At 60.7% G+C, this 9,087-nt stretch carries 8 protein-coding genes and 1 pseudogene; all 9 read left to right on the top strand.

The window, feature by feature from the left end:
• Positions 1–5: 5 nt before the first annotated feature.
• Positions 6–2,024 carry a hydrogenase 4 subunit B gene (gene hyfB, locus EOA36_RS18040; RefSeq protein WP_127278788.1) on the top strand — a complete coding sequence of 673 codons (2,019 nt, stop codon included), beginning with the start codon at positions 6–8 and terminating at the stop codon, positions 2,022–2,024.
• Entirely contained in the window at positions 2,015–2,971 is a 957-nt protein-coding gene (locus EOA36_RS18035; RefSeq protein WP_127278786.1) for an NADH-quinone oxidoreductase subunit H, read from the top strand. Before hyfB ends, EOA36_RS18035 begins: the two co-directional genes overlap by 10 nt.
• Positions 2,971–3,633, top strand: a complete 663-nt coding sequence (locus EOA36_RS18030) for a hydrogenase-4 component E (protein ID WP_127278785.1) — start codon at positions 2,971–2,973, stop codon at positions 3,631–3,633. The genes EOA36_RS18035 and EOA36_RS18030 overlap by 1 nt, the downstream gene beginning before the upstream one ends.
• Positions 3,630–5,081, top strand: coding sequence for a hydrogenase 4 subunit F (locus tag EOA36_RS18025; protein ID WP_127278784.1), 1,452 nt, complete (start codon positions 3,630–3,632; stop codon positions 5,079–5,081). The genes EOA36_RS18030 and EOA36_RS18025 overlap by 4 nt, the downstream gene beginning before the upstream one ends.
• Before the next feature lie 11 nt (positions 5,082–5,092).
• Positions 5,093–6,610: an NADH-quinone oxidoreductase subunit C gene (locus EOA36_RS18020; protein ID WP_127278787.1), complete on the top strand. Its 1,518-nt coding sequence runs from the start codon at positions 5,093–5,095 to the stop codon at positions 6,608–6,610.
• A 12-nt stretch (positions 6,611–6,622) separates the two neighbouring features.
• On the top strand, positions 6,623–7,162 hold the full coding sequence (locus EOA36_RS18015) for an NADH-quinone oxidoreductase subunit B family protein (protein ID WP_127278783.1): 540 nt from the start codon (positions 6,623–6,625) through the stop codon (positions 7,160–7,162).
• Positions 7,163–7,532: 370 nt separating this feature from the next.
• Positions 7,533–8,069, top strand: a complete 537-nt coding sequence (locus EOA36_RS18010; protein WP_127278782.1) for a DUF983 domain-containing protein — start codon at positions 7,533–7,535, stop codon at positions 8,067–8,069.
• A 94-nt stretch (positions 8,070–8,163) separates the two neighbouring features.
• Positions 8,164–8,436 carry a helix-turn-helix transcriptional regulator gene (locus tag EOA36_RS18005; protein ID WP_127278781.1) on the top strand — a complete coding sequence of 91 codons (273 nt, stop codon included), beginning with the start codon at positions 8,164–8,166 and terminating at the stop codon, positions 8,434–8,436.
• A 550-nt stretch (positions 8,437–8,986) separates the two neighbouring features.
• Positions 8,987–9,087: pseudogene (locus tag EOA36_RS38340) on the top strand (agmatinase); the annotation flags it as partial.

Below are 9,087 nucleotides of genomic sequence, written 5' to 3'. Positions count from 1 at the left end.
GCGTGATTTCGAGCGCCGCGGTCCTCCTGTGGGGCGTTGCTGCGCTCTTGGGGACCGCGGTGCTTGCGGTTTCGGAAAGCCGTAGATCTGGCTCGGGAACACGCCTGATCTACGGCTTGACGCTAGGCATATCGGCGGCCGTGCTCCTGGTTCTCGCGAGCCGCATCGCCAATGATCCCGTCACCCCGTCGACTGCCGCGCTGCCTCTTGGGTTGCCATGGATTGGCGCTCATTTCCGCTTGGATGCGCTCTCGACTTTCTTCCTTGCCGTCGTCAATTTCGGCGGCGCCATGGCCAGTCTTTACGGCCTCGGCTACGGCAGGCACGAGTCCGCGCCGCATCGCGTGCTGCCGTTCTTCCCGGCCTTCCTTGCCGCAATGAACCTTGTCGTGATGGCAGACGACGCCTTCACCTTTCTGCTGTCCTGGGAATTCATGTCGCTCGCCTCCTGGGCGCTCGTCATGGCGCACCATCGCGAACAGGACAATGCGCGGGCGGGCTACATCTATCTCGTGATGGCGAGTTTCGGAACGCTCGCACTGCTGCTTGCGTTCGGTCTCCTGTCAGGCCCTGGCGGGAACTACACGTTCGAAGCGATGCGTGCCGCCTCCCCCACCCCGCTCGCCACCGCTTTCGTCCTGGCTCTTATGCTGCTGGGCGCAGGCTCCAAGGCTGGCCTCGTACCGCTGCATGTTTGGCTGCCACTCGCTCACCCGGCCGCGCCGAGCCACGTCTCGGCTCTGATGAGCGGCGTCATGACCAAGGTCGCCGTCTATGGCTTCATACGCGTTATTTTCGACCTCCTCGGCGAGCCGGCATGGTGGTCAGGCGTTGTTGTGCTTTTCCTCGGCGGCCTGACGGCGGTTCTCGGCATCCTCTACGCGCTGATGGAAAAGGACCTGAAGCGGCTGCTTGCCTATAGCACCATTGAAAATGTCGGCGTCATCTTCGTAAGCCTTGGCCTTGCGCTAGCATTCAGGGCGAATGCCATGCCATCGGCCGCGGCGCTGGCGCTCACCGCCGCGCTGTTCCACGTCCTCAATCATTCCTTCTTCAAGAGCCTGCTGTTTTTTGGCGCGGGCGCCGTGCTGACGGCAACCGGTGAGCGTGACATGGAGAAGCTGGGCGGCCTCATCCATCGCATGCCCCTTACAAGTTTTGCCTTTCTCGTCGGCTGCGTCGCGATCTCGGCTCTTCCACCCTTCAACGGGTTCGTCTCCGAATGGCTAGCCTTCCAGGCCATATTGCAGAGCCCCGACCTGCCACAATGGGGACTGAAGGTCATGGTGCCCGCCGTCGGTGGTCTGCTGGCACTCTCGGCGGCGCTGGCCGCGGCCTGCTTCGTGAAGGCGTTCGGGATCACATTCCTCGGCAGGCCGCGCTCGGCCGCGGTGGAACCGGCGCACGAGGTCGACCGCTACTCGCTGACTGCAATGTTCAGCCTCGCGGCCCTGTGTCTGCTTGCCGGCATCGTTCCAGGTCTTGTAATAGACGGCCTATCATCGGTGACTCTCCCGCTGATTGGCAGCCGGATGCCCGTGCAAATGGCGCAGCCCTGGCTGTCGATCGTGCCGATTGCGACAAGCCGCAGTTCCTACAACGGCCTGCTGGTGTTTCTGTTCATCGCGTTTTCAGCAGCCGCAGCAGCATATGCCATCCACCGTTTCGCGTCGCATGCAATCCGTCGGGGTCCTGCCTGGGGTTGTGGCTTCGCGGATGTGACCCCAAGCTCGCAATACACGGCCGTCAGCTTCGCACAGCCTATCCGCCGCGTCTTCGGCACGTTCGCTTTCCGTGCGAGGGAAACCGTCGAAATGCCGCCCCCCGGCCAAACCGGTCCGGCTCGCCTGGATGTCGAAATGCATGATGTGATCTGGGAGACGCTGTATCTGCCCATCGGCAAGGCCCTCGACTTTGCGACCGACCACCTGAACCATCTCCAGTTCCTGACGATCAGGCGCTACCTGACCCTCGTCTTTCTCTTTCTCGTTGTCTTGCTCCTGGTGCTCGCACTATGGCCCTGATCCTTGAGTTGGCCGTTCAGGGCGCACAGATGATCCTGGTGCTTTTACTGGCGCCACTCCTGACTGGCTTCGTGCGCAAGGTGAAGGCGAGACTTCTGCGGCGCCAGGGTCCCTCTCTCGTCCAGCCCTATCGCGACCTCCTACGGCTCATGCGCAAGGAGGTCGTCCTGGCGGATAACGCCTCCTGGCTGTTTCGCGTGACGCCCTATCTGATCTTCGCCACGACCTGGGTCGCGGCTGCGCTCATCCCGACATTCGCTACCGGGCTCACCTTCAGTTGGACTGCGGATCTCATAGCCATCGTTGCACTGCTTGGGAGCGCTCGGTTCTTCCTGGCGCTGGCGGGGATGGACGTCGGCACCAGCTTTGGCGGCATAGGTTCGAGCCGCGAGGTCATGATCGCTTCCCTGGCCGAGCCCGCAATGCTTCTGATCGTGTTCAGCCTGGCGCTTGTTGCCGGAGCGACGCAGCTGTCCACGGTCGCCGCCTTCATGGGCTCGCCGCAAGTTGGGCTGCGGGTATCGCTCGGGATGTCCCTCATCGCCCTGGTGATGGTGGCGGTCGCCGAAAACGCCCGCATACCAGTGGACAACCCATCGACCCATCTGGAACTCACCATGGTTCACGAGGCGATGGTGCTGGAATATTCAGGTCGCCATCTGGCGATGATCGAGTTCGCGGCCTTCCTCAAGCTCCTGCTCTATATGTCGCTGATTTGCTGCGTCTTCCTACCTTGGGGACAGGCGACCGCCGAGGCAGGACCGGAATCCCTTGCTCCAGGTGTCGTTGCCTATATCGGCAAGCTTGCCGTCTGCGGCATTCTGCTCGCCGTGTTTGAGACTGCCATCGCCAAGATGCGCGTCTTCCGCGTCCCGGATTTTTTGGGCGCCGCACTCATGCTGGCGCTGCTCGGCACGCTCCTGCTGTTCGTCTCGCGGAGTCTGTGATGAACGGTCTCCCCTTCGACATCGCTCATTTGCTCGCCGGCGGCCTGGTGCTGGTCAGCTTCATGATGCTCTATCAGGATCGCCTTTTCGCGCTGATCAACGTCTTTGCGCTGCATGCCGTCGTGCTTGCGCTGTCGGTAGCCTGGCAGGCATACATTCAGGACGCCCATCATCTCTACGTCACCGCGGCGATCGCTCTCGTTTTCAAGGCGATCGTCATTCCCGTCGGGCTTCATCGCATCATCCAGCGGCTCGGTATCCATCGCGACATCGAGACAGCCGTCGGGATCGGTCCGACGATGCTTGGGGGAATAGGCCTGGTGGCCCTGTCCATGGTGTTGATGCTGCGCGTCACGCCCGAAGCTGACCCCCTCGCCCGCGAGGACCTGGCCTTCGCGCTGTCCATCATACTGCTGGGCCTTCTGGTGATGGTCACCCGCCGGAATGCCGTGAGCCAGGTTGTCGGATTCATGTCGCTCGAGAACGGTCTGGTCCTTGCCGCCACGGGGGCAAAGGGCATGCCGCTGGTCGTCGAGATAAGTGTCGCCTTCTCGATCCTAATCGCCTTCATCGTCATCGGGGTTTTCCTGTTCCGTATACGCGAGCGGTTCGACTCGGTGGATGTCGGCGCGCTCGACGATTACAGGGGAGAACACCGTTGACCGCGTTATCCCTCGATGCGGTGGCTGCCGTTTTGCTGATACCAGCCAGCGCGGCCGCACTTCTGGCGTCGCTGCCGAACTACCGGATATCGGCGGGCCTCAATGTCGGCGCGAGCTTGCTGACCTTGCTCGCCGCGGTGTCGCTCTTCGTCACGGATCGGCCGCTGCCGGGCCAATACCTGCTCGTCGACGATCTCAATATCGTCTTCATCGTGCTCAACGCATTCGTCGGTTTCACGACGAGTGTCTTCAGCGCCTCCTACATTGCGCACGAGCTCGAGACAGGGCGGCTGACCGTACCAAACTTGCGATTTTATCACGCTATGTACCAGATCATGATGTTCGGCATGAACCTGGCGTTCGTGTCGAACAATATCGGCCTGATGTGGGTGGCGGTGGAGCTTGCTACACTGACCACCGTGCTCATGGTCGGGATCTACCGCACGCACGAAGCGCTGGAAGCCGCCTGGAAATATTTCATTCTGGGAAGCGTCGGCATCGCGCTTGCGCTCTTCGGTACCATCCTCGTCTATATGGCCGCCCAGCCGGTTGTCGGCGAGGGCACGAATGCCATGGTCTGGACGGTGCTCATCGAGCATGCGGCTCGCTTCGACCCGGCCTTGCTGAATGTCGCCTTCGTTTTCCTGCTGCTCGGCTACGGTACGAAGGTTGGCCTTGCGCCCTTGCATGCCTGGCTGCCGGATGCGCACGCGGAAGGCCCGACGCCGATTTCCGCGGTGCTGTCAGGCCTGCTGTTGAACGTCGCGCTCTATGCAGTGCTGCGCTTCAAGCTGCTGCTTGCGGCTAGCCCCGAAGCGATCGCGCCTGGGCCATTGATGATCACGATGGGGCTGACGTCGCTTGTTTTCGCGGCCTTCATGCTCTACCGCCGTCGCGACATCAAACGTCTGTTCGCGTACTCTTCGATCGAGCACATGGGCATCATCGTGTTCGCTTTCGGCATGGGTGGCCCGCTCGCCAATTTTGCCGGTCTGCTGCACATGGTCATGCACAGCCTGACCAAGTCGGCGATCTTTTTTACGGTAGGCCACATTGCCCAGGTCAAGGGAACACAGAATATAGCCGAGATCCGGGGGCTGACGGAGACGCATCCGGGGCTCGGCTGGGCGCTCGTCATCGGGGTCGTTGCCATTGCCGGCCTCCCTCCGCTCGGCATCTTCATGAGCGAATTCCTGGTAGTGAGCTCGACATTCGCCAGACACCCTCTCTTGGCGATGCCGTTGGTGTTCGGGATTCTGCTCGCTTTTGGAGCCCTGCTGCTCCGACTGACCGGTGTCGCTTTCGGCGAACCGCGCGGCAGCACCGCACCCGCCGAGGCGTCCTATATACCGATGTATTCCCACTTGGCGCTGGTATTTGCCGCCGGCATCTATCTGCCGCCATCGCTGGTCACATGGTTCCAGCATGTCGCAAGTATCCTGGGATGAGAAAAAAAACCGTGCCCGAGCTGATCGATCTCATACTTGATGGCCGACGTGTAAAAAAGCATCTCCCCTGGCCACGCGCCGTGGTGCCCCCCCAAATATGGAACTTTGCTGTTGAAAAGCTGGTCGTGAGTCACTGGAGCTTGCTCGGTCTTTGGGGTGAGCCAAGCGTCGTCCACATGGCGCTTCTTGACGAAACGGCCGGGAACATCGGCGTTATCAGCCTGAAATGCCCGGACGGCCGCTACCCATCGGTCGGTCGGCTGCATCCGCCGGCATTGCGTCTCGAACGTGCGGCCGCTGACCTTTTCGGCCTCTTGCCACAAGGCGCGCCTGATACGCGACCGTGGCTTGATCATGGCCACTGGGGTGTCAGCTATCCATTGAATACCCACGTCCGGACGTCTGCTGCAACGGTGTCCCCGTACCCTTTCCTGTCAGCCGAGGGGGAAAGCCTGCATCAGATCCCGGTCGGGCCCGTGCATGCCGGCATCATCGAGCCAGGGCATTTTCGATTTACAGCGAGCGGCGAAACGGTCGTCCGGCTGGAGGAGCGCCTCGGATACACGCACAAGGGCATAGAAGGCTTGATGGCGGGGTCCGATATCGACCGTGCAGCCAAACTGGCGGGCAGGACCTCTGGCGACAGCACCGTGGCGTATTCACTGGCTTTTGCCCGCGCGGTCGAAACGGCGCTGGGTGTCGAGATTCCCTCACGAGCAATCTGGTTGAGAGCGCTCATGGCCGAGTTGGAGCGCCTGGCCAACCATCTGGGCGACATCGGAGCCATTTGCAATGACGCCGCCTTCGCCCTGATGCATGCCCACTGCGGAGTGCTGCGTGAGCGTGTGTTGCGGGCAAGCGATATAGCCTTCGGCCATCGTTTGATGCGCGACCGCATCGTGCCGGGAGGGGTGGCAAGCTTCCTCAGCGATGAGGGGGCGACAGCGGTCAGGTCTCTGATCGCAGAGATCAGGCGGCGGTTTCCCGCACTGGTCGAACTCTACGACAACACGGCGTCGCTCCAGGATCGGACAGTCGCAACTGGCCGGCTGAAGGTGGAGCTTGCTCGCCAATATCGTGCTGGAGGGTATGTCGGGCGGGCCTCCGGCCGGGACTTCGATGCCCGCCGCAATGTCGCCTATCCACCCTATGACAAGCTCGCCTTCGATGTGCCTGTCCTCCAGGAGGGCGATGTGAACGCCCGTGTCTGGATTCGTATCCACGAGGTTGAACAGAGCCTATCCCTGGTCGAGCAAATCCTGGCACAACTGCCAGATGGGCCGATCCGTGTCGACTTCGCGCAGACAGGCGGGCCGCATGAAGGCATGGCGCTTGTCGAAGGTTTCCGGGGCGACATTCTGGCCTGGCTGCGCATCGGCAAGGGCGGCTTGGTGGAGCGCTGTCACCTGCGTGATCCGTCGTGGTTTCAATGGCCGCTTCTTGAGGCTGCGATCGAGGGAAACATCGTCGCCGACTTCCCGCTGTGCAACAAATCGTTCAACTGCTCCTATTCCGGCCACGATCTCTGAAGGCACGTCGTCATGCGCAAGCTTCTCTTCGAAAGCCTGATACGCCCCCCTCTCACCGAGCGTCCACCGGTGGCACGCGACTCGGCAGTCGAGGAATTGGCGCGTGCCCTCAACGGGTCCGCTCGCAAAAGGCTGGGGAGAAGCCTGGCCATTCGGGCTGTCGACGCCGGTTCCTGCAACGGTTGCGAACTCGAGATGCATGCGCTCAACAACGCTTTCTACGACATCGAGCGTTTTGGGATCCGGTTCGTCGCATCGCCGCGCCATGCCGATGTGCTGCTCGTCACGGGTCCGGTCACAAAAAACATGCGCGAGGCATTGAAGCGGACATACGACGCAACTCCTAATCCCAAATGGGTGGTCGCGCTCGGAGATTGCGCGAAGAACGGCGGCTGTTTCGCCGGCGGCTATGCCGTGATGCGCGGAGTGTCGGAGGCGCTGCCCGTCGACCTGCATATTCCAGGCTGCCCACCGCCGCCCATCGAAATTCTGAAAGGCCTGCTCGCCTTGCTTGAGGGAGTGAGTTCAAAGGCTGGCGTTGCTCGAGGTTGACTATCGATGTGGAGGGCTCTTCCGCCACAAGGGGAGCAAAAGCCTCCAGGCCTAAAATGGCATCCCGACTAACCAGGTTTCGATGTGAAAACGGAGCCTTGAACGATCGCAGCGTGAAGCAGAAGCAGGGCAAACTGGTCGACGGGCTGCTGCAGATTGCAAGGGAGCAGGCCGAGATCAGGAAGTGATGAGCGCGCTGGACTGCATCAGCCAAGCGGGCAGGAACCATCACCCGACGGGCAGCTAGCTTCCGGTGTTCCTCACGGAACCGATGCCCTCCGCCGTGAACAGTCGGCGAGATAGCCGCGGCAGGCTTGAGTGCAACGCTCAGGCGTCCTAGTGGGCCTTACGAGTTGGCCGATCATCTGAAATGACAGTCCGCAAGCGCGCATGGTCAGACAGTGTCCATCTGATGGCGCAGCAGCCCCGCAACCTAACGCTGGACCCGTGCAGCATCATGTCAGACAGTGTATATCTAGGTGTTGAACCATTGAGTGTCATGTATTATGCATTATCATTGATGGACAAAGGAAGCGACATATTTGCACGGCCGACTCTGCCAGTCGCCCTTTCACGAGGCTTGGTGGGCCGATGCCCTAACTGTGGTCAGGGGAAATTGTATCGCACCTACCTGAAGCAGGTGGAGCGTTGCGCAGTTTGTGGAGAACACTTTGGTGACATAGAATCTGACGATGCGGCGCCTTGGTTCACTATCCTCATTGCGGGCGTCTTTGCAGCCCCCTTGTATTTCTTGTTCCAAGGGCTTCTTCTGTCATACTTCGCCGTCACAATGGTATTGATCTCTCTTATTATTGTAGCGCTGATACTGCTTTTGTTACCCCGCATAAAAGGCGCTTTGATCAGCGCGTTCTGGTTTTCGCGGCTTAAAAACGACGAGCCGGGATGATCCCTTTACTGATCACAATTGCCGTCTTTCCATACGCCGTCGCGTTGGTCGATGACTGTTTCAATGCGGAGCAGCGTAGCCTGGAGACCAAAATGTGATTAGCGCTTCGCAGATTCGCGCAGCCCGGGCATTGCTTGGAATCGACCAGAAACGCCTAGCTGAGCGTGCCGGCATTTCCCTGTCAGCCATCCAACGAATGGAGGCCGGCGAGAGCGATCTACCCGGCGCGTTTGACATGCAGAAGAACGTCGTAATCGCCCTCAGAGCAGCAGGGATCGAGCTGATTGGCGATCATGAGCGCAGTGGCGGCGGAGGCCGAGGCGTGCGCCTGGCGCATCCTGTCGGTCTGGCAGGCCGGACGCATTGATTGCCCCGACGGCGTCGTAAGGACGGCACCGATCAATCGGCGAGGTCTCGACCTGAGAAGCAGGAAAGATGAACACGTATCATCCAATGGGCCAATGAAGCGACGATACACAGAACATCAGGAGCCAACTGGTAGCTGGTCGGTCGGTTTGTTCGGGAAGAACCCATTCCTGCCCCTCCACTACACTCGGAACATAGATCTTCACCCGACCTCCTGACCCTCGTCCGCTCCAGGCAGTGAAGCCCACTAATGCCGCTCACCTCCTGAGGTCTTCGGCCTCGCAGCGGATTTTCGAACACGCCGCCGATACCGGCGCGTCGATCGAGACAATACATCCGTTTTGCGGACCGCCCGCACCAACATATCACTGTAGATGACGCGGCGGTGCCGCGCGATGCTCTCCATGTGTGTTCCTATATCCGGATCGGATCAGCGCAGCTTCGAGCAGGATGCGATGGATCTGGATGCGCTCGATGGAATCCGGCATACAAAGCAACCACCCTGCTCCAATCCACTCATCATGCGTCGGCGGGACTGAAGGCGATCAGAAATGACCACTCGATCTTCCTTTCTAGGCTTGCCCGATCGCCTCGCCGATGGCACGGCGCCCCGCGCGGCAATCTTCGGAGCTGGTCACGGCAGCACCTATCC

It is taken from the genome of Mesorhizobium sp. M8A.F.Ca.ET.021.01.1.1 (genome assembly GCF_003998025.1).
Classification (GTDB): domain Bacteria; phylum Pseudomonadota; class Alphaproteobacteria; order Rhizobiales; family Rhizobiaceae; genus Mesorhizobium.
The sequence above is the reverse complement of the archived record's forward strand: the minus strand, read 5'-3'. Positions and strand labels throughout refer to the sequence as shown.